The following is a 22,949-nucleotide window of genomic DNA, read 5'->3' as shown; positions in this document are numbered from 1 at the left end:
AGCGTCTGCGCCGCACATCTGTGCATCGTCGGGATCTCCCGCGCGGACCAGAAGAGAGTAGGACCGTTCTCAGCGATTCGGGGAATCCTCGGCAGCCTCTCCGGGAGGTCCTCCCGCGTGCCCCTCCGACGACTCCGGCGAGCCCCCGTCAGCGTCCCCGGCGACGTGCCCCGCGGCGTGCTGCTCGGCGTGGTGCTTCCCGTGCTCGTCCCCGGGCTCGGACCCGTGCTCGGACCCGTGGCCGGACCCGTGCTCGGACCCGTGGCCGCCGCCGATGCCGAAGGTTCGCAGGACGGCCAGGACGATGGCGCCGACGACGAGCCCGACGAGCCCGGAGACCACGGTGTTGAGCAGCCAGCCGAGCAGGGAGCCGAGCGCCCCGCCGACGGCGTGGTGCACGTCCTCCTCCCAGTGGTGCAGGAGGTCGTACGGCGCGTGCAGGACGTCGCCGATGCCCGTCCCCTCGAGGAGGCCGTCGTGGCCGCCGATCTCGTAGGAGCTGACGAGGAAGATGTGCCCGCCCACCCACAGCATGGCCAGCGTGCCGATGAACGAGATCGCGGCCAGCAGTCGCGGCATCGCCGTCACGAGGGCGAGTCCCAGGCGCTGCGAGCCCCGGGACGGCTTCTCGGCGAGGTGCAGGCCGACGTCGTCCATCTTCACGATGAGCGCGACCACGCCGTAGACGAGCACCGTGATGAGGACCGCGACGACGGCCAGGATGAGCGCGCGCATCCAGATGGTCGCGTCGGGATCCGAGCCCACGACCTCCTTGAGCGCGATGACCATGATCTCGGCGCTGAGGATGAAGTCGGTGCGGACGGCCTGGGCGATGGTGCGCGCCTCGTGCTCGGGCGTGAACTCGCCCTCCGGCGACACCTCCTCCTCGGCCTCGGTGGTGTGGTGGAAGAGCTTCTCGTGGACCTTGTGGGCGCCCTCGTAGGCGAGGAAGGCGCCTCCGAAGATCAGGATCACCGGCAGCAGCTCGGGCAGGAACTGCCCGAGCAGCACCGCCGCGGGCAGGATGAAGAGCAGCTTGTTGCGCAGCGAGCCGATGGCGATCTTCTTGATGATCGGCAGCTCGCGCGCCGCGGCCGACCCGTGGAGGTACTGCGGGGTGACGGCGGTGTCGTCCACGACGACGCCCGCAGCCTTGGCGCTCGCCCGCGCGGCGGCCGCGCCCACGTCGTCCACGCCGGCTGCGGCGATGCGTGCGAGCGCGGCGACGTCGTCGAGGAGGGCGAACAGTCCGCCAGCCATGGTCGGTCCTTCGGGTCGTCGGTCGGGTCGATCCGCAGCCTATCGGCGACAGCCCCACCCCAGGCCCGTGCCCATGCCGACGACGATGCGCCCGGCCGCGCACCGACGGCGGCGACCTCGGCGCCGACCACCGCGGCTGGGGTGATCACGTGCGGGCAGTCCGCGTACGACAGCGTGCCAGCCGACCCCCAGGCGCTCCTGGCGTTTCCGCGGTGGAACTCGTAGGCCGGCAACCGTCCACAGCCCTACCCGACTGTCGGTGCGCCCGCGTAGAATCGAACACATGATCGAGTCGTTGGAGCGGACCACCGCGACCGGCGCAGACGGCCCCTCAGCCGCCGGCCTGCTCGCCTCGATCCGCCACGCCCGCGACGTCGAGAACGCCGCCACCGCCCGGCAGCTCGACCTCGCGGCGCAGTGGGCGGACCTCCACCCGCCCGAGTCGATCCACCACGCGGCGACGTTCTCCGACGACGGTCGGTGGGGCTGCGAGGTCGAGATCCCGATCGCCGGCGAGGGCTGCCCGATGGTCGCCGAGTTCAGCATCGCCGAGCTCGGCGCAGCCCTCGGCACGTCCACGATGGCGGCGAAGCGGCTCGTCGGCCACGCCCTCGAGCTGCGCCACCGCCTTCCCCGGCTGTGGGCTCAGGTGCAGTCCGGCCGCGTTCCGGCCTGGCGGGCGCGCGCGGTCGCCGAGGCGACGATCCACACCACGCCGGCTCTGACTCCCGAGGCCGCCGCCTACGTCGACTCCCAGGTCGCTGCCGTCGCCGGCAGGATCGGGCCGGCGCAGCTCGACCGGCTTGTCGCCGAGACCATCGAGCGCTACGATGCCGCCGCGGTCGACCCCTCGACCGACCCCGAGGACGGGTACCTGCACGTCGACCACCGCCACGCCACGCTCCATGCCGACGACGTGCACTACGCGGGGACGATGCGTTTCGAGGCCGAGCTCGACATCGCCGACGCCCTCGACCTGGACCGCGCCCTCGCCCACGGCGCCGAGACGCTCAAGGTCCTCGGGTCCGAGGCGCCGCTCGACGCCCGCCGCTCCGCAGCGCTCGGTGACCTCGCCCGCACCCAGACGGCGCTGGACCTATTCGCCCACGGCGCCGCGGTCGCCGGCACGACGAAGACCGCCGACGGGCTACCCGTGGCGCGTGAGGTGGTGCTGCACGCCCACTTCGACGCCACCACCGTCGGCACCGAGACCGTGTTCGAGACCACCGGCCGACTTGAGGAACGCCAGCGACTCGTGCTGCTGGCGCAGGTGCAGGACTGGTGCGCCGACACCCGCACCAAGGTCACCATCGCCCCGGTCGTCGACGTCAATGCCCACCTGTCCGCGCCCGGCTACGACATCCCCGCGCGACTGCGCGAACAGGTGATCCTGCGCGACCGGACGTGCGTGTTCCCGCACTGCAGCCGGCCCGCTCGGAGCTGCGACATCGACCACGTCATCGCGTACGACCACGACGCGGAGGCCGAGGGCCGACCCCAGCCCGGGCCGACGCAGACCGACAACCTCGCCGCCCTCTGCCGCAGCCACCACCGGCTCAAGACCCACTCCGCCTGGCGCTACGACATGACCGGCAACGGTGTCTACGAGTGGACCAGCCCCCACGGCCACCGGTACCTGCGCGACCACACCGGCACCGGGCCACACGTCCCAAGCACCGACGCCGAGCCGCAGCCGCCCGACCGACCATGACCCCGCCCCACACCCCGGCGACCTGACATCGGCGGGGCCACCGGCATGTCCGCGCGGCGCGACCGGGCCTCGTGACACGCGCCGTAGCACCTCCACCGGCCACCGATCGCGGCCGCCCCTCCCCGATCGGCCCCTGGCCGACGCTCACTCACTCGTCCGCCGGCGGAGCACCTCGCCCAGCGACCCGCCGCACGGCCGAGCCCGCGTCAGCCCACACCCTTCGCCGCCAGCAGCGCCTCCATCCGCTCGGGGGCATCGTCGTCAGCCAGCCAGGTCCGGACCTCGAAGTCGCCGATACGAAGGGTGGGCGCCCAGCCGTGCTGGAGCGGAAGCAGGTCGGCGAGGGCGTCGCGGAACGCGCGCTGCAGGTGCCTGCCACCCGCGGCCGGGAGGAGCGGCGGGCACGGCCGAGCGAAACCGCCACCCGGGAGCCGAGCGGTGGCCGCTGCACGCTCCGTCCACACGACCCGGTCGAAGGCGAGGGCCGTGCCTGGCGGGTACAGCGCAAAGGCCTTGGCGCGCGGCGGCGTGAAGTGCTGCACCTCGTCGACTTCGACGATGCGCTCGACGCCGTCTGGCGACGACAGCACCGCGTCGATGCTCCGGCGCTCACGCGGCGGCATGGTGTCGGGGAGGGTGCCGCCCGTCAGCTCGCGATAGATGGCCTGCACCGTGGGCCACGCCTGTCGCCACTCCACGGCGCCGGGCCGCCTCAGCCAGTCGGGAGCGACCTCCCGGCGGACCGTCGTGCTCAGCACGTCGTCCACCAGGTCCAGGACCCGGTTCTGCAGCTGCCGTGCCACGGAGCATCCCTCCTGTCCAGCGGCTCCGACACCTCCGCCGACAATGAGACCGGAGCCGGCCCGTACGCCTGTGCCGAGAATAGGGGCCGACGACCCGCCCGCCGCCCTGCGAGGCTGCCACCGTGAGTGCAGGCACCTACGCCGGGGACGACTTCTACTGCGACGTGGCGATCCCGCGGGCCGTGCCGCTGGAGGTCGTGCACGAGGACGAGCTGGTGCTCGCCTACCACCACACCCGGCCGTTCTGGCGGGTCCACGTCGTGGTGGTGCCGCGGCGGCACATCGCGTCGTTCACCACCGTCGGCGCGGCGGACGAGCCCGACGTGCGCGCGCTGCTCGAGGTCGTGCAGCGGGTGGCCCGACGGGTCGAGGAGGAGCAGGGCGCGGCGGCCGTGCTGACCAACCTCGGCCGCTACCAGGACTCCAAGCACCTGCACGTGCACGTGCACTCGGGACCGCAGCGCGACTGAGCGTCCGTGCCGGGCGTGACACTCGCTCCGTGGACATGGCCGCACCCGGCCGCCGCCCTGGGGCCGGGTCCGCCGCGGGCTGCTCGCGGCGCCCCGGGCAGTCAGTCCTCGACCAGCCCGATGCGCAGGTACTCCGCGGCATAGGTCCCGGTCAGCAGCAGCGACGCGTAGCGCGCCACCTCGGCGTCGGCCTCGGTCTCGAGCGTCTCCACGCGTACGCCGTGCCGCGCCGCCGCCGCCCGCAGCTGGCCCGCCTGCTCCCGCACGACAGGGTCGTCGGAGCGGTCGTCGAGGACCAGGAGGAGCGGTCGCAGGTCGCCGGGCTCGTCGGCGAACGGGTCGGCGAAGAGGTCGTGCGGCTTGGTCGCCTCGATGACGGGCAGGAGGTGCTCGGCGTCGCCGGCGATCGCGGACCGGCCGCTCGTGCGTCGCAGCGACTCGGCCAGGCGGCGGGCCGCACGGGCCGCGAGCACCGACCCGCCCCACACCAGCGGGTTCGTGTCGGCCATCGCGATCGCGAGCATCTTGGCCGGGTTGACCGAGAGGTCCCGGTGCGGTGAGCAGCTGGTGGCGACGTCGTCGAGGGAGGCGGCGACCGACTCGGCGTCGGCGCGGGGACCGAGGTGCACGTGGGCGAGGTAGTCCAGCATCACCACGGCGGTCGCGAGCTGGTCGCCGGTCACCGTCGGCAGCACCGTCACGTGCCGGCCCGCCGCGTGCTCGCCGACCAAGGAGCGCTCGGGGCACGCCACGACGACCTGCGCGCCGCGGCGCACGGCCTCGGCGACGGCCGACGCCGAGCCGTGGTCGTTGCCCTCGGGCGCCAGCATCACGACCAGGTCGAGCGACCCGGCCCAGCCGGGCAGGCCGGGGTTGGGCCAGGCGACGAACGGCACGGGACACCACGGCTCGAGCACCGCCCGCAGCAGCCGGGAGTCCGGGCCGGCGGCGATCACCGCACGCGGCCGCTCGCCGTCGCGGCCGGCCGCGATCAGCTGGGCCGTCGCGGTGGCCGCCTCGTGCGCCTCGCGCCGCACGCGCGCGCCGCTCTCGGCGAGCGTGCGCAGCCGGAGGTCCACCGTCTCCAGCACACCGGCGTCATCGAGCCGGGCCTCGTCGAACCACGTCGCCACGACCGTCCCCGTCTCAGTCGGGCTTGCGGGCCTCGTCGACGAGCAGCACCGGGATGTCGTCGCGGACCGGGTAGGCGTTGCCGCACCCCTGGCAGACGAGCTCCTCGACGCCCCCGGACGAGGACTCCGACAGCGTGCCGTGGCAGGCCGGGCAGACGATGATGCTCAGCAGCTGCTCGTCGATGTTCACGTGCCGAAGAGTACGTCAGTCGGTGGGCGTGAGGACCCGCAGGTGCCCGCGCTTGGCGCCCCGCGTCGGGTCGTCGGCGGAGTGCAGCGGCACGGGGGCCGGGGCCGGCCGCGCCGCCTCGCGCACCGCGTCGGCCAGCGCCAGCAGGTCGTCGCTGCTGGGTCCCTGCGCCTTCGGGTCCGGGGCGAGCCGGAGCACCTCCCAGCCACGGGGCGCGGACAGCCGCTCGCTGTGCGGCTCGCAGAGGTCGTAGGCGTGGGGCTCGGCGTACGTCGCGAGCGGACCGAGGACGGCGGTCTGGTCGGCGTAGACGTAGGTCAGCGTGTTGACCGCCGGACGGCCACACGCCGTCCGCGAACAACGACGGGCAAGGCTCACGGGCCCGACGCTACCTGCCGCACGCACGCGCGACGCTTAGGCTCGCGGCGTGAGCGACGGGGTGGACGACGTGAGGCCGCGGACCCGGGACCGGCGCGGCCGCGGCATGCGCGGGCCGGGAGTGCTGCCCGCCGTGCCGGGCACCCCGGCGCTGCGGACCGCGCGGCAGCGCTTCGACCAGCTCGTGCTCGACGTCGTGACCCCGCTGGACGAGCGCTGGCACCGCCACCTCGGTCTGGTCGAGTACGCCGTCGAGGACACGCCGATGCTGCCCGACGACTGGGGCGACGAGACCGTGCCGCTGTCGTCGCTGGTGCGCGGCAAGGGCCAGGCACCGACCCGGCTGGTGATCTTCCGCCGCCCCATCGAGCACCGGGCCAGCACGCGTGACGAGCTGGAGGCGATGGTGCACACGGTCGTCGTCGAGCAGCTCGCCGAGCTGCTCAACCTCGCGCCGGGGCAGGTCGACGAGAGGTACGGCGACGACGACTAGCGCTGGGCGGGTCGGACGTCCGGGACCTCGCTGGTCGTCTCGAGCTGCGACAGCGGCAGCACCGACAGCCCACGGTCGCTGACCTCCAGCGCCACCACGGCTCCGGTGCGCTGGAGGCGGACGCGGGCCAGCACGGCCTCGTCGGGCAGCCGCAGCCGTGAGGCGGTGGCCGGGTCGACCTCGACCCGCCGCTCGCGCACGACCGGACGGCCGTCCGCGTCCCACGCCTGCAGCGTCACCACGCCGGGCGCGCTGGCACCGGTCACGACGAGCCGCTTCGCGCCGCCGGGAAGGGCGACCGCCGTCTCCGTGCCGACCGTCGTCCCGGCGCTCGCCAGTGCGAGGTCCGCGGCGGTCCGGGTGCGCAGGGTCGCCGTCACCGGACCGGTGGCCTCGAGCCGCAGCGCCTGCACGCCTCGCAGCGTGCGACCGCGCAGCACGCCGCTGAGGTCGACCTCGGAGACCGACCCCGGTGGCAGCGGCACCTCCTCGACGCCTGAGGGAGTGAACTCGCTCTCCTCGCTCACGAGCTGGAGGGCGACCCGCACCTCGCTGTCACCGGGGTTCGCCAGGGTCAGCACGCGGTCGGCTGCCGTCGTGCCCACCCCGGCGACGTAAGACGTCGAGGCGGGGGCGGCCTGCCCCGGCAGCCACTCCCGCACCGGCCGGCCGGGGCCGACCGGGTCGATGACGTCGACGACGCTGGAGGCGAGACGCCCGCGCGAGACCGTCACCCGGACGGCGAGGGCGTCACGGTTGGGGGCGACGGCCGAGAGGTCGAAGGACGCCGTCCGGCTGCCCGGCACCCGGACGCCCCGCAGCGCCGGCACGTCGACGGGACCGCTGCCGTCCCACACGGTCACGTCGGCGACGGCAGGTCCCCGGTCGGGGTTCACGAGCGTCAGGGTCGAGGCATGCTCGGCCGATGCGCCGACCCCGGTGAACCAGCGCTCGGGCGCTGGCGGCTCGCAGACGACGGCGGACCCGGCGCCGGACCGCGACAGGACCAGCCCGGGGGCGAGGTCACCGGTGGCGCCGGCCACGACCGCCTCGCGCTCCCGGCGCGCCGCGGTGCCGTCGGTCATGGCCTGGGTGGCCTCCTGCGGCCCGACCCTCAAGGGGAGCTCGCCCGTGGCGAGGCTGGCGCTGCCGAACCGCACCTCGTCCGCACCCGGCAGCCGGGCGGGGCAGACCGCCGTCGACCGGTCGAGCGCCGCACCGGCGGGGGCGTAGGAGGCGGGCGGCTCGTCGGCAGGTCGGACCAGCGCGAGCGCGGCGACGGTGAGCAGCGGGATGACCAGGGCCAGCACCGTCAGCGGCGACGGGCGCCGGCTGGTCGCCACGGCGGCGCGCCGACGGCTGCCGGCAACGGGGGACGTCGCGGGCGGCGTGCTGCTGGGATCAGGCATCGCGGCGCACCTCCCTGCGCTGCCGCACGGTCGGCGCGGCGAGCACCAGGGCGACCACGAGTGCCGCAGCCTGGACCACCAGCAGGGCGGTGCGCCACCACGCCCCCGAGCCGTCGACGGCAGCCGGGTCGAGCGGCCGGTCGACGCGCCACGCCCGGGTGCTGCGGTCTTCGGCGCTCGCCTGCTCGAGACCGGCGGTGGCATCGAGGAGCGCGGAGACCCGTCCGTCCGCCGGTGAGCCGAGCACGACGTACTCCACGCCCCGGTCGCCCAGGGCGGCCACGACGGCGGGGGTCGGCGACGACACGAGCGCCCGAACGTCGTCGGTCAGCCCGGTGTCCTCGTCGGCGAGGGTGAGCACCTCGTCCTCCCCCACCGTCGTGCCGTCGTCGCGCCGGATGCGGTAGCCGATGCCGTCGTCGACGGATCCCTCGAGCACGAGCACGCCGTGCTCCTGGCCGAGCAGCGAGCTCTGCTGCATGTAGACCGGCACCGCCTGCTCGGCGTCGCGGGCCATGGCGTTGTCGGGGGTGGTCAGCCACCAGCCGAGGCCGCCGACCGGCACGGCCGCGGCGACGACGGCGAGGACGGTGGCGAACCCCCGCTGCCACCAGGGGTGGTGGTCGGCGAGGCGGCGCAGGTAGGCGTCGGCGCCGAGCACGACCGCGACGACCGCCGTGCCCTGGAGGATCACCACGAACAGGCCGAGGCTCGGCCGCGTGGAGACCGACGGCAGGTCCAGGCGCACGTGGGAGAGCACGCCGGACACGACGGCGGCCGCCAGGGCCACCAGCCAGCAGATCAGCACCGGCACGCGGGTACGTCGTGGGACCAGGGCCGCGAACGCCAGCAGGCCGAGCACCGCCCCGAGCCACCAGGGGGCGCCGAGGTCGTTGAGCCGGCCGGTCACCAGGCCGCCGAAGGTGACCTGGTCGACGGTCAGCCGGCCGGCCTCGAGGAGCAGCCCGGACGCCGAGCCGGTGGTCAGCAGCGGGAGCAGCCACGGCGCGAGCAGCACCGGCGTGGCCGCGACCGCGACCACCGGCGGTCCCCAGCTGTCGCGCTCGCGCAGCAGCCGCGGCGCGATCAGCGCGGCCGAGCCCAGCACCACGGCGGTCGCGAGCAGCGCGAAGAGCCAGAAGCCGGGCACGAAGGCGGCGCCGAGCGCGAGCAGGAGGGCTGTGCGCCAGGCGGCGCGCCAGCGCCGGTCGCTGTCGGGGTCGACGAAGCCCAGCGCCGCGTGCGCGGCCCACGGCAGCAGCGCGGCCACCGCCACCGTGCCGAACCGCCCCTCCGCCCAGGCGCCGGACGTGACCGGAACGAGGGCGTAGCTCAGCGCCCCCCACACCACGAGCCAGCGGGGCAGGCCGAGCGGGTCGACGAGCCGGCCCACGACCTTGAGCAGGCGCCACGCGCCCCATGCGGCGACCGGCACGGCCAGCAGCATCAGGCCGGAGACGACCGCGCCGGTGTGGCCGAGCAGGACCGACGCGGCCACCGCGAACGGCAGCACGTAGGCGGGCGCCGGCACGTCGGTGCCGGTCCCGAGCGGGTGCCACGTCGTGACGTGCAGCCGCCACCAGTCCCCCGCCGACTCCGGCACCGGGGAGAGCGCGCCACCGGTGATCGTGCCGAAGGCCTCCCGCCCCGCGACGAGGGCGAGCACCCCGAAGAGCACCAGCACCACCGCCACGGGGTTGGTGAAGAACCGCGCCACGAGGCCGGTGTCGGTGAGGTAGGCCTCCTCGTCGTCCTCACCCCGCGAGGCGGACGAGCCGCGCCGCTCCCCGGGCGGCACCCGTGCCGGCTCCGCGGCCCTCGCGAGCCGCCGCCGCTCGGCGACGTCGGCGGCCTGGTTCGTGGCGGCCGAGGCGAGGTCGGTGAGGAAGTCCAATCCGTGCCGGTAGGGCAGCCAGGCCGGCGCCAGCAGGCGGCGCGCGGCCTCCTGCTGCGGCTCGCCCGTCCGCCGCCGTGCGCGCTCGCGGCGGGCGGCGCGCAGCTGCCCGGGCCGGCCGTGCACCGACAGGGCGGCGGCCAGCTCGTCGAGCGCCTCCCCGACGGAGCGGACGGCGAGGAAGCCGACGACGCGCAGGAGCGAGCCGACGAACAGCCGGACGTACTGCCACGCGAAGCCGCGCGTGGACACGTTGGCGAGCGAGGTGAACAGCGCCGCCCGGCGCTCCTGGTAGTGCGTGTGGCGCCCCGTGAGGGGCGTGCGCCGCACGCCGCGGTGGGCCGCCTCGGCGTGGAAGACCACGGCCTGCGGGACGACCAGCGTGCGGTGGCCGGCCAACGCGGCACGCCAGCCGAAGTCGATGTCGTTGCCGAAGATCGGCAGCTCCTCCTCGAGGCCGCCCAGCGACTCCAGCACCCGGCGGCGCGCGAGCATGCCGGCGGTGTTCACGGCGAGCACCTCGCGGACCGCGTCGTGCTGGCCCTGGTCGTACTCGCCCCGCTCGAGCCCGGTCTCGCGCCGGCCGGTGCCGGTGATGGTGAGGCCGACCTCGAGCAGGCGGCGCAGCGAGGGCCACTCGCGCAGCTTGGGGCCGAGGATCGCGGCGTCCGGGTGCTCGGCGGCCGCGGCCAGCAGGGCGGCCAGCGCGGTGGGCTCGGGGTTGCTGTCGTCGTGGAGCAGCCAGATCCACTCGTCGGCGTCGGCTTCGGAGCCCGGGAGGCCGGCGGCGAGGTCCAGACCACGGCGCACGGCTGCCGGGTAGCTCGTGGAGCCCGGGACGACCTCGACCGCGGAGCGCGCCTCGAGCCCGGCGCGCCCGAGCGCGGCGCGGACGAGGTCGACGCTGTCGTCGCGGCTCGTGGTGTCGACGACCACGACACGGTCCACCGGGTGGGTCTGCCCGATCAGACCGGTCAGGACTGCTGGGAGCCATCGCGCCCCGTCGTGACTGACGAGAAGCGCTGTGACGGTCACCGGAGCACCTTAGCGAGGCGCTCCGCGCTCCTTGAAACCGCCGGAGAGCTGCCGGAAGGGCCTCAGACGGCGCGCTTCTTCAGCTTGCGGCGCTCACGCTCGGACAGGCCGCCCCAGATGCCGAAGCGCTCGTCGTTCATCAGTGCGTACTCCAGGCAGTCGTCGCGGACCTCGCACGTCAGGCAGACCTTCTTGGCCTCCCGGGTGGAGCCGCCCTTCTCGGGGAAGAACGCCTCGGGGTCCGTCTGCGCGCACAAGGCGCGGTCCTGCCAACCGAACTCCTCGCCCTCGGGCTCGAGAAGAAACAGTTCTGCTCTCATGGCTGACGCCCTTTCGACCCTGTCTTCAGAACTGAACGACACTGTGGGAATTACATGCCTGTCGTACACTGCAAGTCAAGCCCGGATCTGATATGGCCGTTCTGCGTCCGGCAGGCTGTTCCTATGCCATCATCCGCGACTCCGCTGCGCCGCCTGACCGTCCTCTCGGGCGGTGTCGGCGGCGCCAGGTTCATCCAGGGACTCCTCCACGGGCTGCGCACCGGGGTCGTGCCCGGCGGCTCGGCCGAGACCGAGGTGACCGTGGTGGCCAACACCGCCGACGACTGGTGGGTCCACGGCCTCAAGGTGTGCCCGGACCTCGACACCGTGATGTACACCCTCGGCGACGGCATCGACGTCGAGCGTGGCTGGGGCCGCCGCGACGAGACCTGGAGCGCGCGCACCGAGCTCGAGGCGTACGGCGTCGAGCCGACGTGGTTCGGCCTGGGGGACCGCGACATCGCCACCCACCTGGTCCGCACGCAGATGCTCGAGGCCGGCTACACGCTCTCGCAGGTCACGCAGGCGCTGTGCCGGCGCTGGCTCTCCGACGTCCACGGCGGACGGGTCCGGCTGCTGCCGATGACGGACGACCGGGTCGAGACGCACGTCGCCATCGCGGATCCCGACAGCGCGAGCGGTCGCCGAGTCGTGCACTTCCAGGAGTACTGGGTGCGCCTGCGCGCCGCCGTGCCCGCCGAGGCGGTGCTCGTCGTCGGGCAGGACACCGCTGCGCCCGCGCCGGGCGTGCTGGACGCGATCGCCGACACCGACCTCGTCGTGCTGCCGCCGTCGAACCCGGTGGTGTCCGTCGGCACGATCCTCGGCGTGCCCGGTGTCCGCGACGCGCTGCGCGCCACGGCCGCTCCGGTCGTCGGCCTCTCCCCCATCGTCGGCGCCTCACACGTGCACGGCATGGCGGCGCAGATGCTCACGAGCATCGGCGTGGAGGTCAGCGCCGCCGCGGTCGGCACCCACTTCGGTGCCCGCGCCGCCGGCGGCGTCCTCGACGGCTGGCTGGTCGACGAGCGCGACGCCGCCCAGCTGCCGCTGCTGGAGGAGGCCGGCGTGCGCGCGGCGGCCGTCCCGCTCATGATGCGTGACCGCGCCGCGACCGCCGCCATGGCCGCCGCGGCCGTCTCGCTCGTCTCCGGCGCGCCGGCGTGAGGCTCGAGGTGTGGGCGCCCGACGGGCTCCCCGAGGTCGCCGCCGGCGACGACCTGGCCGGACTGGTGCTGGCCGCGCTCGCGCACGGGTCCGCCGACGCGACGGCCCTCGCGGACGGCGACGTCCTGTGCGTGACGAGCAAGGTCGTCAGCAAGGCCGAGGGCCGCACCCGGGTGGGCAGCCGGGACGCGGCGATCGAGGAGGAGACGGTGCGCGTGGTGGCCCGGCGGGGGGCGACACGCATCGTCCGCACCCGCCTGGGGCTGACCGTGGCGGCGGCCGGCGTGGACGCCTCCAACGTGGAGGCGGGGTCGGTCGTGCTGCTCCCGCTCGACCCCGACGCGTCCGCGCGCAGCCTGCGCCGCGAGGTGCGGGCACGCACCGGGCGCAACGTCGGCGTGGTGGTGACCGACACCGCGGGCCGGGCGTGGCGCGAGGGCCAGACCGACATCGCGATCGGTGCCGCCGGCCTGCGCGTCGCCGAGGACCACGCCGGCCGCACCGACCCGCACGGCAACCTGCTCACCGTCACCCTGCCCGCCGTGGCCGACGAGATCGCGGGGGCGGCCGAGCTCGCCCAGGGCAAGCTGTCCGCCCGGCCCGTCGCGGTCGTGCGGGGACGCGGCGACCTCGTGCTGCCGCCCGGCGAGGACGGACCCGGCGCCACGTCGCTCGTGCGCCCCGAGGGCGGCGACCTCTTCGGCTGGGGCGCCCGCGAGGCCGTCGTACGCGCGCTGGCCGGGGACCCCGCGGACCGCGAGGCCTTCGGTGCGCGCGCACCCGCCGACGAGCTCGCTGCGGCCCTCGACCGGCTCCCGCGGGCTGCCGACCGGACCGCGCTGGCGGCCGTCTGCTTCGCCCACGGATGGAGCCTCGAGGACTGGGAGCGCGACGGATCGCCCCGCTGAACGCGACGTGGTGTGGGTCGGATCACCCGGGACTACGTAGACTCTGCCACCGCAGTCCCACCCAGCAGTCGACCGAGAGACACCGAGCACCGTGGCCAAGCAGGCAAAGACCGACCGTCAGGCGGTCATCGACTCCATCCGCTCCCAGCAGTCCCGCCGCGAGAACCGGCGCGGCATGGCCATCGTGGGCGTGTGCGTCCTCGTCGCCGTGCTCATCGTGGGAGCGGCCGCGTTCAAGCCGATCAAGGACTGGTACGACCTGCGTGCCTACGCCTCGGACTCGCTGTCCGACATCGGCGCCAAGGCCTCGGCCTGCGAGAAGGTGACCACCAAGCCCGCGGAGGGCAACCAGGACCACGTCGAGGTCGGCACGCCGATGGAGTACCCCGACGCCCCGCCCGCCTTCGGCACGCACTGGAACATGTGGGACACCATCGACCGCAAGCTCTACACGGCGTCCGACCGGCCCGACCTCGGCGAGCTCGTGCACAACCTCGAGCACGGCTACACGATCCTCTGGTACGACGAGACCGTCGCCGACGACCCCGAGCAGATGGACGACCTGCGCGGCATCGCCTCCAAGCTGGACAGCACCACCAACCTCCGCGACAAGTTCAAGGCCGTGCCGTGGACCTCCGAGGACGGCAAGGCGTTCCCCAAGGGCCAGCACGTGGCCTTCACCCACTGGTCCATCGGCGGTGTCGGCGAGACCGACCCGTCCAAGCAGGTCGGCGTGTGGCAGTACTGCTCCGAGGTCAGCGGCGCCGCGCTCGACACGTTCATGGAGGACTACCCCTACATGGACTCCTCGGAGCCCGCCGTCCTGTGAGCGACACCCTGACGTGACGACGTTCGCCGAGGTCCTCGCCGCCCAGCTGCGGCGCGACCCCGGACGACCGCTGGTCACCTTCTACGACCACGCCACCGACGAGCGGGTCGAGCTGTCGGTGACGACGTACGCCAACTGGGTGGCCAAGGCGTCCGGGCTGCTCACCGACGTGGCCGACCTCGAGCGCGGGATGTCGCTGCGGGTCGACCTGCCCCCGCACTGGCTCTCGCCGGTGTTCCTGGGAGCGGCCTGGACGATCGGGCTGCGGGTCACGTCCGGCGACGACCCGGACGCCGTGGTGTGCGGCCCGGAGGGGCTCGTGGGGTGGGCCGACCGCGCCGGCTCGGTGCCGGTGCTCGCGTGCAGCCTGCGTCCGCTGGGCGTGCGGTTCGCCGAGCCGCTCCCCGCGGCCGTGCACGACGTCGGGGTGGAGATCTGGTCCCAGCCCGACGGCTTCACGGCGTGGGACCCGCCCACCCCCGACGACCTCGCGACCGACGAGCTCACCCAGCGCCAGCTCTTCGCGCCGGCCGCGCCCCGGGGCGACGACCTGACGGCCGCCGTCGGGAGCGGTCTCACCGACGGCGGCCGTCTTCTCTCGGTGGCCGACCCGGCTTCCCCACCAGGAATGGCCACCTTCACCGAGCCCCTCGCACGAGGTGGCTCGCTGGTCCTCGTCCGCAACCCCGACCCGGCCCGCCTCGACGGCGTCTACGACGCCGAGCGGGCGACGGCGCGGGCCTGATCGCGGTCCCTGCTGCCCCGGTCCGCCGGTCACCCGGCCAGGTCGAAGGCCCCCAGACCCTCACCGAGCACGCGGGGGCTCGAGACGCCGGCCTTGCGGCCGCCGTACACGTAGGCCACGCCGCTCGCGCGGTCACGCACGATGTAGTCGCCCGGACCCTTGAGCGTCATCGCCTGCACCCCGAGCACCCAGTCGAAGGCGGACAGGTCGGAGGGCAGGCCGGCCGGGCGCGGGAGCCCGCCCTTGACCGGGACGCCGGCCCCGAACCCGCTGCCGGTGCCGGTCCAGACGGTCAGCCTGCCACCGGCCGGCGTACCGACCAGGTCGGGCTTGCCGTCGCCGGTGACGTCGCCGACCGCCGTGAGTCCCTCGACGGGGCCCCAGCCGCTGCCCAGCACCCGGCCGGCCGCCAGTGCGCCGGTGCCGTTGCCGGCGAAGAGCCAGAGCCGGCCGGAGACGTCCCGCGTGACCACGTCGCCGAACCCGTCCTGGGTGACGTCGCCGGCGTTGAGGATGCGGTCCATCCCCGCGAAGGAGACGCCCGTGTCGATCGGGGCGCCGAGCTCGAACGTGTCGCGGTTGGCGACGACGACGAGCTGCTTGCCCGCGGCGCCGATGAGGTCGGCACCGGGCCCGCCGACCAGGTTGACGCCGGTGATCCAGCGCATCGACTTCAGGTTCGTCGCCGGGCCCAGCGCCGCACCGTACGTGCCGTCGCCGCGACCGGGCAGGAGCATCATCTTGCCGCTGGAGGAGCGGGCGACGATGTCGGAGCGGCCGTCGCCGTTGAAGTCACCGGCCACCATGCGGTTGACGCCGCTCCACGACCCGGCGACCCGCACCGGCGGGGCGAACCTGCCGGTGCCGTAGCCGGTCTGCAGGAACAGCCGGTTCTTGGTGCGCAGCAGGAGGTCGGCCCGGCCGTCGCCGTTGACGTCGCCCGGCCCGATGATCTGCCGGTAGTTGCCGTAGCCCTTGCGGGTCACGTCACGGTCGAAGCCGCCCCTGCCCGTCGCCGTCAGCGTGGTGAGGCGACCCTTGAATCGCGCCACGAGGTCGTTGCGGCCGTCGCCGTCGATGTCGCCGACCGCCGTGATCAGCGAGTACCGGCGCAGCGACATCTTGCGGGTGGTCTTCCCGAACTTGCCGTTGCCCTTGCCGGCGCGGATCCGCGCGACGCCCGACCGGTCGAGCGTCACCAGGTCGGCCAGCTGGTCGCCGGTGAGGTCGGGTGACACCAGGACCTCGGCCGGCTTGTCCCAGCCGCGCTTGCCCACCACGATGCGCTTCTGGAACGACGTCAGGCCGCCCGTCGGGAGCACGAGGCCCCGACCGTCGGAGGCGCGGCGCACGACGAGGTCCGGGTAGGGCGACGCGTCGAGGTTGTTCTGGGGGTTCGGGGCGGACACCGCGACCGCTTGCACCGTCGGCGTGACCGGAGCGGCCTGGGTGGCGTACGTCCGGATGAGCGGCAGCTGCGCGTAGAGGTACCTGCCGGGGCAGGCCGTGGACCCCGCGTCGCGGTGGCCGTTGATCGCCGGGAAGGTGCCACGGCCGATCCTCTGGTTGGTCGAGGCCGGGTTCACCCCGTGCAGCGACAGCTTCCAGGCGAAGAGCTGGCCGTAGGCGCGGAGCATCACGTCCGGCGGCTGCACCACGTCGAAGTTGCCGATGGCCGACATCGCGAACGAGTAGTCGTTGTAGTTGAGCGTGTGCGCGCCGACGACCGGCTTGTCGATGCCGCCGTAGCGGCCCTCCCAGATTCGACCGAAGCGGTCGACGAGGAAGTTGTAGCCGATGTCGCTCCAGCCGCGGGACTTCACGTGGTAGGCGTAGATGCTGCGGATGAGGGCGGGGACCTGGGCCTCGGTGTAGTTGTTCGCGTTGACGGTGTGGTGGACGAAGCCGCCGCTGATCGTGCCGTAGCGCAGGGAGCCCTTGTTGCGGATGCTCTCGTCCGCGCCCCACTGGGCCCGCGAGAAGATCGTCGGCTGTGCGACCGTCCGCGCCCGAGCCGCCTGGAGCACGAGGTCGTCCGAGCCGTCGGCGCCGGCGTCGGCGCCGTACTCCGCGTCGTAGGACCCGTCGGTGTCCTCGCCGGAGGATCGGTCGGCCGGCGCCTCGGTCTCGCTCGCGCGGGCCTGGCCCGGGTCCACGATCGCCAGCGAGAGGTCGTCGGGCAGCGCGACGCCGTCGGTGGCCGCCTGGACCTGGACGTCGTCCACGTCGCCGACGAAGGTCGGCTCGGTGCCCGGCCGGGCGGAGGCCGCCTCGGCGCTGTCGGGGTCGGGACCGTGCTCGTCGTGGTACTCCAGGTCCTGCCAGGCGCTCCACTCCTCGCCGGTGCGGGTGCGCACGCGCAGCGAGATCTGGTCGTCCTCGAGCTGCGCGCCGCCGTCCCAGGTGACGCCGACGGCAGAGAGGTCGGTGACCGCCTGTGGGGTGCTCACCACGCGGGCCGCGGTGGCGCCGCCGGCGACCGTACGACCGCGCAGTCCGGCGAACCCGCCGGACGCACCGGTGAGCGGCACCTCGGTGACGGTCGGCTCGACCGCCGACGTCGGCACCGTGGCCGACACCAGCTCGGCGGGCGCAGACTGGCCCCCGGCCGTGCCGGAGGACCGGTCGACGGGGCGCTCACCGACGATGTCGAGGGACACCACGCCGGAGGCCGGGGTGAGCACGACGAGGACGACGCCCAGGGCCAGCACCTGCTGGCAGAGGGTGACGAGACGGGCCTGAAGAGGTCGCATGAAAATCTCTACTCCTGTGTGGGGGAAGGTCACACAAGGCAGGAGTTTCACACCAGTCACATCAGTCACGGAAGGGTTTCTGAGTAACTACAGACGTGTAATTTCCAGTCGACACGCCGCTACATCCGTGCAATTTATCCGATTTCCGCCCCGTCGGCGCCCGCGAATGCGCCTGAGTCCGCCCCCGCTGCCGCCCCTCGCCTCCCCCGGTCGCTGCCTTGTCGCTGCCTCCCCTCGCGTCACCGCCGCCCCGGGTAACGCCACCGAACCCGCACTCCCGCCCTCACCGGTGGGGGCGGGAGTGCGCGTCCGGTGGCGTTACCCGCCGGCGAGGGCCTCCGGGCGCGGCGGGGCGGGGCGGGGGCGCAGGGGCGACCGGGGGGCCAGCAGGCGGGGCTCAGATGTCGCTGGCGAGCGCGTCGTCGCGCTCGTCCTCCTCGACCTCTTCGCCGTCGGGCTCGTCGTCGTCGCCGTCGTAGTGGAGGAACTTGATCGCCTCGTCGACGTCGCCGTCGAAGCCGAGGCGGCCCTTCTCCAGGACGATCGCCCGGTCGCACATGCGCTTCACCGAGCCCGCGGAGTGGCTGACGTAGAACATCGTGATGCCGGACTCGCGGATCTGCTTCATGCGCTTGAGGCACTTGCGCTTGAACGGCCGGTCCCCCACCGCGAGGACCTCGTCGGCGATGAAGATGTCGCAGTCGACGTGCACGGCCACGGAGAACCCGAGCCGGGCGAACATGCCCGAGGAGTAGTTGCCGACCGGGGTGTCGAGGAAGCGGCCGACGTCGGCGAAGGCGGCGATGTCGTCGAACTTCGCGTCGGTCTCCTCCTTCGACATGCCGAGCATCGCGGCGTTCATGTAGATGTTGTCGCGGCCCGTGAGCTCGTTGTGGAACCCGGCGCCGGTCGCGATGAGGCCGGAGATCCGGCCCCGGGTGAGGACCTCGCCTTGGTCGGGGCGCATGACGCCGCTCACGAGCTTGAGCAGGGTGGACTTGCCGGAGCCGTTGAGACCCATCAGGCCGATGGACTCCCCCTGCTGCACCTGGAAGGAGACCCCGTCGAGGGCCTTGAACGTCTCGCTGGTCGACTGCCCGCGCAACTTGCCCTGCAGGACCTTCTTCAGCGTCGGGTGCGACTGGTAGCGGAACGTCTTCGAGACGTTGTCGACGACGATCGACGTCGTGGGCGAGAGCGTCATCACAGGCGCTCCGGGACGGTCTTCTCCAGCCGGGAGAAGACGAACTGCGACAGGGCGAGCAGCACCAGGCCGATGCCCAGCATCACGAAGCCGCGGGTGTAGAGGTCGGAGACGAACTCCGGCAGCTCGGCCCCGGTGGCGGGGTCGACGGCGCACCGGCCCTCGCACGTGGGGTACCAGAACCCCCGCTGGATGAGCATGACCGCCTCGGCGACGGGGTTGGCGACGTAGAGGTCGTGGTACTCCGCCGGGATCCGCTCGCCGTCGGCGATGAGGTGGTAGGGGTACATCATCGGCACCGTGAACGGCACGATGTTGATGAACGTCTGCACGATCCGCTGGAAGTCGCGGAAGATCACGTTCACGCAGGAGAACATCAGCCCCGCGGCCGTGCCGTAGACCATGATCAGCAGGAAGCCGAGGAACGCCGCCCCCATCCCGACGGCGTCCGGCACCCACATCGGGCCGTCGCCGAAGACGCCGGTGGCCAGGCACGCGGCGACGAGGATGATCAGCTGCGGCACGGCGTGCCACAGCGAGACGAGCATCGACGCCACCGGGAACATCTCCCGCGGCATCGCCATCTTGGCGATCACGCCCTTGTTGGCGAGCAGCGAGCGGGTGCCGGCGGTCACGGACTCGGTGAAGTAGTTGACCAGCACCATGCCCGCGAACAGGTGGATCGCGAAGTTCTCCAGCCCCATCCCCCGACCCAGCAGCAGGCCGAAGACGAAGTAGAAGGTGAGGAACCGGGTGAACGGGTTGATGTACGACCACGCCAGGCCGAACGCCGTACCGGCGTAGCGCGCCCGGATCTCCCGGCGCACCATGAGCCGCAGCAGGTAGCGACGCCGGAACACCTCGAGCACGCCCGACGTCCGCGACGGCGGCGACAGCGGCACGTGGGCCAGGTCGTGTCGGACCTCGACCGGGCGGGTGTCGCCGGGCTGGCTCACCCGTCCTTCCCGTCGGGGGCCGTCGCCGGCGCAGCGTCCGTCCACGGGGCGAACGTCTTCTCCCAGGCCTCGGGGGACGTGATCGCGCCGAGGGACTCGCGGTACTGCCGGGCGAGCTCGGGCCACTCGCGGTGGAAGCGACGGTGGATGTCGATCGTGCGCTTCATCAGGTCGCGGTAGCGAGCCGGGTCGCGGCGGTAGAACGCGACCGAGCTGCCGTCGTTCATCGACACGACCGCGGAGTCGTACTTGACGAGGTTGTACCAGCCGGCGTCCATCGCGCTCAGCTCGGTCTCCGGGAACTCCTGCGCCATCTCGCGCACCGGGCGGAGCTGGCGCAGGGGGGCCAGGCCGGCGGCGACGAGGGTGCTGAGCCGGCCGGGGATCTCGATGTCGGACTTGCCCTTCTTGGGCGGCTTCTTGCGGCGCACCGGGGGCAGCTCGTCACGGTCGGTGTGGAGCTGGGCGTCGGAGAACTGCTTGCGGAACGCGTTGACCTCCGCGAGCTTCGTCGCCAGCTCGCCATGCAGTGCGTGCGGGCCGCGCAGCACGTCCTCCATCGCCAGGTGGCGCAGCTCGGCGGTGGAGTACTGCAGCGAGGCCAGGTGCTTGACCTGGTGGTTGAAGCTCTCGCGCACCATCCGGCCGCCGCGCTCGTAGGGCGAGTGCAGCAGGGCGGCGATGATGCGGTTGCGGTGGTGGAAGTACGACTGCCAGTCCACCCCGTCGTTCTTGTCGGTCCACGGCACGTGCCACACGGCCGCGCCCGGGAAGGACACCGTCGGGTAGCCCGCCTCCTTGGCGCGCAGGCCGAACTCGGAGTCGTCCCACTTGATGAAGACCGGCAGCGAGAGACCGACCTCCTCGAGGACCACGCGCGGGATCAGGCACATGAACCAGCCGTTGAAGTCGACGTCGGCGCGCTTGTGCAGCCACCGCGAGGAGCGCAGGTTGCGCGCGCCGAGGTCCCACTGGCTGTAGCCGTCGAGGCGGGTCTGCCACCAGAAGCGCCACGGCTGGACGATCTCACCGAAGGAGTGCAGCTCGGAGCGGCTGTAGAGGTTGAACATGTGGCCACCGACGATCGTCGGCCGCTTGGCCAGGTCGCCGAAGGTGACCGCGCGGATGATGCCCTCGGGCTCGCAGACCACGTCGTCGTCCATCATCATGGCGTACGTCGCGGTGCCCTTGCGGACGCTCTCGAGCTGGCCGCGGGCGTAGCCTCCGGAGCCTCCGAGGTTGCCCTGCACGATGACCCGCAGCTTGTCGCCGAGGCCCTCCTGCGCGGCCGGGAAGAACTCGCTGCCGGTGACCTTGTCCTTGCCCTGGTCCATCACGAACACGGTGTCGAGGTAGGGCTGGAGCTCCTCGGCCGCGCCGAGCTGGCCGAGGAGCTGGGCGCTCATGTCGGGCAGCATCGTGGTGATGCAGACGTCGACCGTGCCGTGCTCGGCGCGGTCGGCCGGGACCTGCGCGGTCCACTCGGCGCCCTCGACCGTGGCGCCGTCGTCGCCGGCGACGACGTCGTACCAGTACCAGCCGCCGTCGACGAACGGCTTGAGCGGCAGGACGAACGTGAACGAGCCGGAGTCGCCCTCGACCGTCGCGGCGTCCACCCGCTGCGAGTGGCCGCGGGCCATCGACTTGTAGACCGTGACGACCGAGCCGGCACCGGTGACGGAGACCGTGAGCTCGACCTCGGTCACGACGGTGTGGCGGCGCCAGTAGGACGCCGGGAAAGCGTTGAAGTAGGTGCCGAAGGACAGCAGCTGCGACGGCTCGAGCCGCAGCGCGGTGCGCGAGCGGATCTGGTCGGGGTGCAGCTTGCGGCCGGTGGAGGTCGACTGGCGGATCGCCGCGTTGTTGAGGTCCTTGGCCGCCTTGTTGCCGCCCACCGCGTAGCGGTCGGTGTCGAGCTTGGCCTCCTCCGGGTCGACGTAGAGCGGGAAGACGTCGGTGTCGCGGTCCAGGGGCAGGATCTGCCGCTGGAGCAGCCGGGTCACGGTGCCGGCCGCGGCGGGCGCGGTCCCCGTGGCGGTGGTCTGGCTGGTGGTGGTCATGCGTCGATGCCTCCGCTCGTCAGCTCGGCACCCTCGGTGAAGTGCGGCTTGAGCTTGTTGTCGTACATCGACAGCGCCGAACCGATCGCCATGTGCATGTCGAGGTACTTGTAGGTGCCGAGGCGGCCGCCGAAGAGGACCATCGGCTCGGCCTTGGCGCGCTCGCGGTACTTCAGCAGCTTGGCGCGGTCCTCGGCGGTGTTCACCGGGTAGTAGGGCTCGTCGCCCTCCTCGGCGAAGCGGCTGTACTCGTGGACGATCACGCTCTTGCCCGGCAGGTGCGTCCGCTCGCGCTCGGGGTGAAAGTGCTTGAACTCGATGATGCGGGTGTACGGCACGTCCTGGTCGTTGTAGTTGACCACGCCGGTGCCCTGGAAGTCGCCGGTGTCGACGACGCTCTCCTCGAGGTCGACCGTGCGCCACGACAGGCGGCCCTCGGCGTTGCCGAAGTACTCGTCGACCGGGCCGGTGTAGACGATCGGGATCTTGCCCTTGTAGTCGTCGGCCACTGCGAAGAAGTCGGTCTCGAGGCGGACCTCGATGTTCGGGTGGTCGGCCATCTTCGTCAGCCAGGCGGTGTAGCCGTCGACCGGCAGGCCCTCGTAGGTGTCGCTGAACCAGCCGTTCTCGAAGGTGTAGCGCACCGGCAGCCGCGTGATGATGTCGGCGCTCAGCTCGGTCGGGTCGGTCTGCCACTGCTTGGCGGTGTAGCCCTTGATGAACGCCTCGTAGAGCGGGCGGCCGATGAGGCTGATCGCCTTCTCCTCGAGGTTCGAGGCGTCCTCGGTGGCGATCTCGCTGGACTGCTCCGCGATGAGGGCCCGGGCCTCGTCGGGGGTGTGCGACCTGCCGAAGAACTGGTTGATCAGGGCGAGGTTCATCGGCAGGGAGTAGACCTGCCCCTGGTACTTGCCGAAGACCCGGTGCCGGTAGTCGGTGAACGAGGTGAACCGGTTGGCGTACTCCCACACCCGCTCGTTGGAGGTGTGGAAGAGGTGCGCACCGTACTTGTGCACCTCGACGTTGGTCTCGGGGTCGCGCTCGGAGTACGCGTTGCCGCCGAGGTGGCTGCGGCGCTCGAGGATCAGCACGCGGAGGCCGAGCTCCTCGGCGCACCGCTCGGCGATCGTGAGGCCGAACAGGCCGGCGCCGACGACGACGAGGTCGGGCAGCTGGTCCGTGACGGTGGTGGGGCCCTGGGACAAGGGATGAACTCCTTGGGTGAGAAACG

Annotated in this window: 20 protein-coding genes; 7 read left to right on the top strand and 13 right to left on the bottom strand. The window is 73.0% G+C overall.

Annotated elements, in window-relative coordinates; all coding sequences use genetic code 11:
- Positions 1–69: 69 nt before the first annotated feature.
- The gene (locus J3P38_RS17250; RefSeq protein WP_210504530.1) at positions 70–1,260 is read right to left on the bottom strand and encodes a DUF808 domain-containing protein; all 1,191 of its coding nucleotides are present in this window, start codon (positions 1,258–1,260) and stop codon (positions 70–72) included.
- A gap of 283 nt (positions 1,261–1,543) precedes the next feature.
- On the opposite strand from J3P38_RS17250, the gene J3P38_RS17245 reads away from it, so the two are divergent.
- Positions 1,544–2,971 carry an HNH endonuclease gene (locus J3P38_RS17245; protein ID WP_210504528.1) on the top strand — a complete coding sequence of 476 codons (1,428 nt, stop codon included), beginning with the start codon at positions 1,544–1,546 and terminating at the stop codon, positions 2,969–2,971.
- Between the two features lie 206 nt (positions 2,972–3,177).
- On the opposite strand, the gene J3P38_RS17240 is transcribed toward J3P38_RS17245, so the two are convergent.
- Complete coding sequence (locus tag J3P38_RS17240) at positions 3,178–3,774, bottom strand: hypothetical protein (protein ID WP_210504526.1); 597 nt, start codon at positions 3,772–3,774, stop codon at positions 3,178–3,180.
- A 122-nt stretch (positions 3,775–3,896) separates the two neighbouring features.
- On the opposite strand from J3P38_RS17240, the gene J3P38_RS17235 reads away from it, so the two are divergent.
- Positions 3,897–4,244, top strand: coding sequence for an HIT domain-containing protein (locus tag J3P38_RS17235; RefSeq protein ID WP_210504524.1), 348 nt, complete (start codon positions 3,897–3,899; stop codon positions 4,242–4,244).
- 101 nt (positions 4,245–4,345) lie between these two features.
- On the opposite strand, the gene J3P38_RS17230 is transcribed toward J3P38_RS17235, so the two are convergent.
- From J3P38_RS17230 to J3P38_RS17220, 3 genes are read right to left on the bottom strand one after another with little or no spacing between them, the layout of a single operon-like run.
- On the bottom strand, positions 4,346–5,377 hold the full coding sequence (locus J3P38_RS17230; protein ID WP_210440248.1) for an SIS domain-containing protein: 1,032 nt from the start codon (positions 5,375–5,377) through the stop codon (positions 4,346–4,348).
- Between the two features lie 13 nt (positions 5,378–5,390).
- Positions 5,391–5,567: a Trm112 family protein gene (locus J3P38_RS17225; RefSeq protein WP_307807981.1), complete on the bottom strand. Its 177-nt coding sequence runs from the start codon at positions 5,565–5,567 to the stop codon at positions 5,391–5,393.
- A 15-nt stretch (positions 5,568–5,582) separates the two neighbouring features.
- Positions 5,583–5,945, bottom strand: coding sequence for a DUF3499 domain-containing protein (locus J3P38_RS17220; RefSeq protein WP_210440247.1), 363 nt, complete (start codon positions 5,943–5,945; stop codon positions 5,583–5,585).
- A 49-nt stretch (positions 5,946–5,994) separates the two neighbouring features.
- On the opposite strand from J3P38_RS17220, the gene J3P38_RS17215 reads away from it, so the two are divergent.
- Entirely contained in the window at positions 5,995–6,438 is a 444-nt protein-coding gene (locus J3P38_RS17215) for a metallopeptidase family protein (RefSeq protein WP_307807980.1), read from the top strand.
- On the opposite strand, the gene J3P38_RS17210 is transcribed toward J3P38_RS17215, so the two are convergent.
- The 3 genes from J3P38_RS17210 to J3P38_RS17200 all read right to left on the bottom strand — a co-directional run bounded on the left by J3P38_RS17210 (position 6,435) and on the right by J3P38_RS17200 (position 11,096).
- A complete protein-coding gene (locus tag J3P38_RS17210) occupies positions 6,435–7,847 on the bottom strand; it encodes a DUF5719 family protein (RefSeq protein WP_210504523.1) in 1,413 nt (470 codons plus the stop codon). The genes J3P38_RS17215 and J3P38_RS17210 overlap by 4 nt on opposite strands.
- Positions 7,840–10,776: a glycosyltransferase gene (locus J3P38_RS17205; protein ID WP_210504521.1), complete on the bottom strand. Its 2,937-nt coding sequence runs from the start codon at positions 10,774–10,776 to the stop codon at positions 7,840–7,842. The genes J3P38_RS17210 and J3P38_RS17205 overlap by 8 nt, the downstream gene beginning before the upstream one ends.
- Before the next feature lie 62 nt (positions 10,777–10,838).
- Positions 10,839–11,096 carry a WhiB family transcriptional regulator gene (locus tag J3P38_RS17200; protein WP_056605988.1) on the bottom strand — a complete coding sequence of 86 codons (258 nt, stop codon included), beginning with the start codon at positions 11,094–11,096 and terminating at the stop codon, positions 10,839–10,841.
- 123 nt (positions 11,097–11,219) lie between these two features.
- Here J3P38_RS17200 and cofD point away from each other — a divergent pair, with 123 nt between their 5' ends.
- The 4 genes from cofD (at position 11,220) to J3P38_RS17180 (ending at position 14,745) form a co-directional block, all read left to right on the top strand.
- Complete coding sequence (gene cofD, locus J3P38_RS17195) at positions 11,220–12,263, top strand: 2-phospho-L-lactate transferase (RefSeq protein ID WP_210504519.1); 1,044 nt, start codon at positions 11,220–11,222, stop codon at positions 12,261–12,263.
- Complete coding sequence (cofE, locus tag J3P38_RS17190; RefSeq protein ID WP_210440243.1) at positions 12,260–13,171, top strand: coenzyme F420-0:L-glutamate ligase; 912 nt, start codon at positions 12,260–12,262, stop codon at positions 13,169–13,171. Before cofD ends, cofE begins: the two co-directional genes overlap by 4 nt.
- A 91-nt stretch (positions 13,172–13,262) precedes the next feature.
- Entirely contained in the window at positions 13,263–14,000 is a 738-nt protein-coding gene (locus tag J3P38_RS17970) for a DUF3105 domain-containing protein (RefSeq protein ID WP_210504517.1), read from the top strand.
- A 13-nt stretch (positions 14,001–14,013) separates the two neighbouring features.
- On the top strand, positions 14,014–14,745 hold the full coding sequence (locus J3P38_RS17180) for a TIGR03089 family protein (protein ID WP_210504515.1): 732 nt from the start codon (positions 14,014–14,016) through the stop codon (positions 14,743–14,745).
- Positions 14,746–14,774: 29 nt separating this feature from the next.
- Here J3P38_RS17180 and J3P38_RS17175 read toward each other — a convergent pair whose 3' ends face one another.
- From J3P38_RS17175 to glf, 5 genes are all read right to left on the bottom strand, one after another.
- Positions 14,775–17,498 (bottom strand): FG-GAP-like repeat-containing protein, encoded by a 2,724-nt coding sequence (locus J3P38_RS17175; RefSeq protein WP_210504513.1) that lies wholly within the window; start codon positions 17,496–17,498, stop codon positions 14,775–14,777.
- A gap of 397 nt (positions 17,499–17,895) precedes the next feature.
- Positions 17,896–18,702 (bottom strand): ABC transporter ATP-binding protein, encoded by an 807-nt coding sequence (locus tag J3P38_RS17170; protein ID WP_210440239.1) that lies wholly within the window; start codon positions 18,700–18,702, stop codon positions 17,896–17,898.
- On the bottom strand, positions 18,702–19,658 hold the full coding sequence (locus J3P38_RS17165) for an ABC transporter permease (protein WP_210440238.1): 957 nt from the start codon (positions 19,656–19,658) through the stop codon (positions 18,702–18,704). The genes J3P38_RS17170 and J3P38_RS17165 overlap by 1 nt, the downstream gene beginning before the upstream one ends.
- Positions 19,655–21,718 carry a glycosyltransferase gene (locus J3P38_RS17160; protein ID WP_210504511.1) on the bottom strand — a complete coding sequence of 688 codons (2,064 nt, stop codon included), beginning with the start codon at positions 21,716–21,718 and terminating at the stop codon, positions 19,655–19,657. The genes J3P38_RS17165 and J3P38_RS17160 overlap by 4 nt, the downstream gene beginning before the upstream one ends.
- On the bottom strand, positions 21,715–22,923 hold the full coding sequence (glf, locus tag J3P38_RS17155) for a UDP-galactopyranose mutase (protein ID WP_246856404.1): 1,209 nt from the start codon (positions 22,921–22,923) through the stop codon (positions 21,715–21,717). The genes J3P38_RS17160 and glf overlap by 4 nt, the downstream gene beginning before the upstream one ends.
- Positions 22,924–22,949: the final 26 nt, after the last annotated feature.

The sequence above is a fragment of the Nocardioides xinjiangensis genome (assembly GCF_017916455.1).
In the GTDB taxonomy this organism is placed as follows: domain Bacteria; phylum Actinomycetota; class Actinomycetes; order Propionibacteriales; family Nocardioidaceae; genus Nocardioides; species Nocardioides xinjiangensis.
This window is presented reverse-complemented; position numbering and strand designations above follow the sequence as displayed.

Bases quoted from the DNA above. Each gene is read 5' to 3' on its own strand.
- J3P38_RS17170 (WP_210440239.1), bottom strand. From the start codon at position 18,702: ATGACGCTCTCGCCCACGACGTCGATCGTCGTCGACAACGTCTCGAAG.
- J3P38_RS17200 (WP_056605988.1), bottom strand. From the start codon at position 11,096: ATGAGAGCAGAACTGTTTCTTCTCGAGCCCGAGGGCGAGGAGTTCGGT.
- cofD (WP_210504519.1), top strand. From the start codon at position 11,220: ATGCCATCATCCGCGACTCCGCTGCGCCGCCTGACCGTCCTCTCGGGC.
- J3P38_RS17175 (WP_210504513.1), bottom strand. From the start codon at position 17,498: ATGCGACCTCTTCAGGCCCGTCTCGTCACCCTCTGCCAGCAGGTGCTG.
- J3P38_RS17160 (WP_210504511.1), bottom strand. From the start codon at position 21,718: ATGACCACCACCAGCCAGACCACCGCCACGGGGACCGCGCCCGCCGCG.
- J3P38_RS17250 (WP_210504530.1), bottom strand. From the start codon at position 1,260: ATGGCTGGCGGACTGTTCGCCCTCCTCGACGACGTCGCCGCGCTCGCA.
- J3P38_RS17245 (WP_210504528.1), top strand. From the start codon at position 1,544: ATGATCGAGTCGTTGGAGCGGACCACCGCGACCGGCGCAGACGGCCCC.
- J3P38_RS17210 (WP_210504523.1), bottom strand. From the start codon at position 7,847: ATGCCTGATCCCAGCAGCACGCCGCCCGCGACGTCCCCCGTTGCCGGC.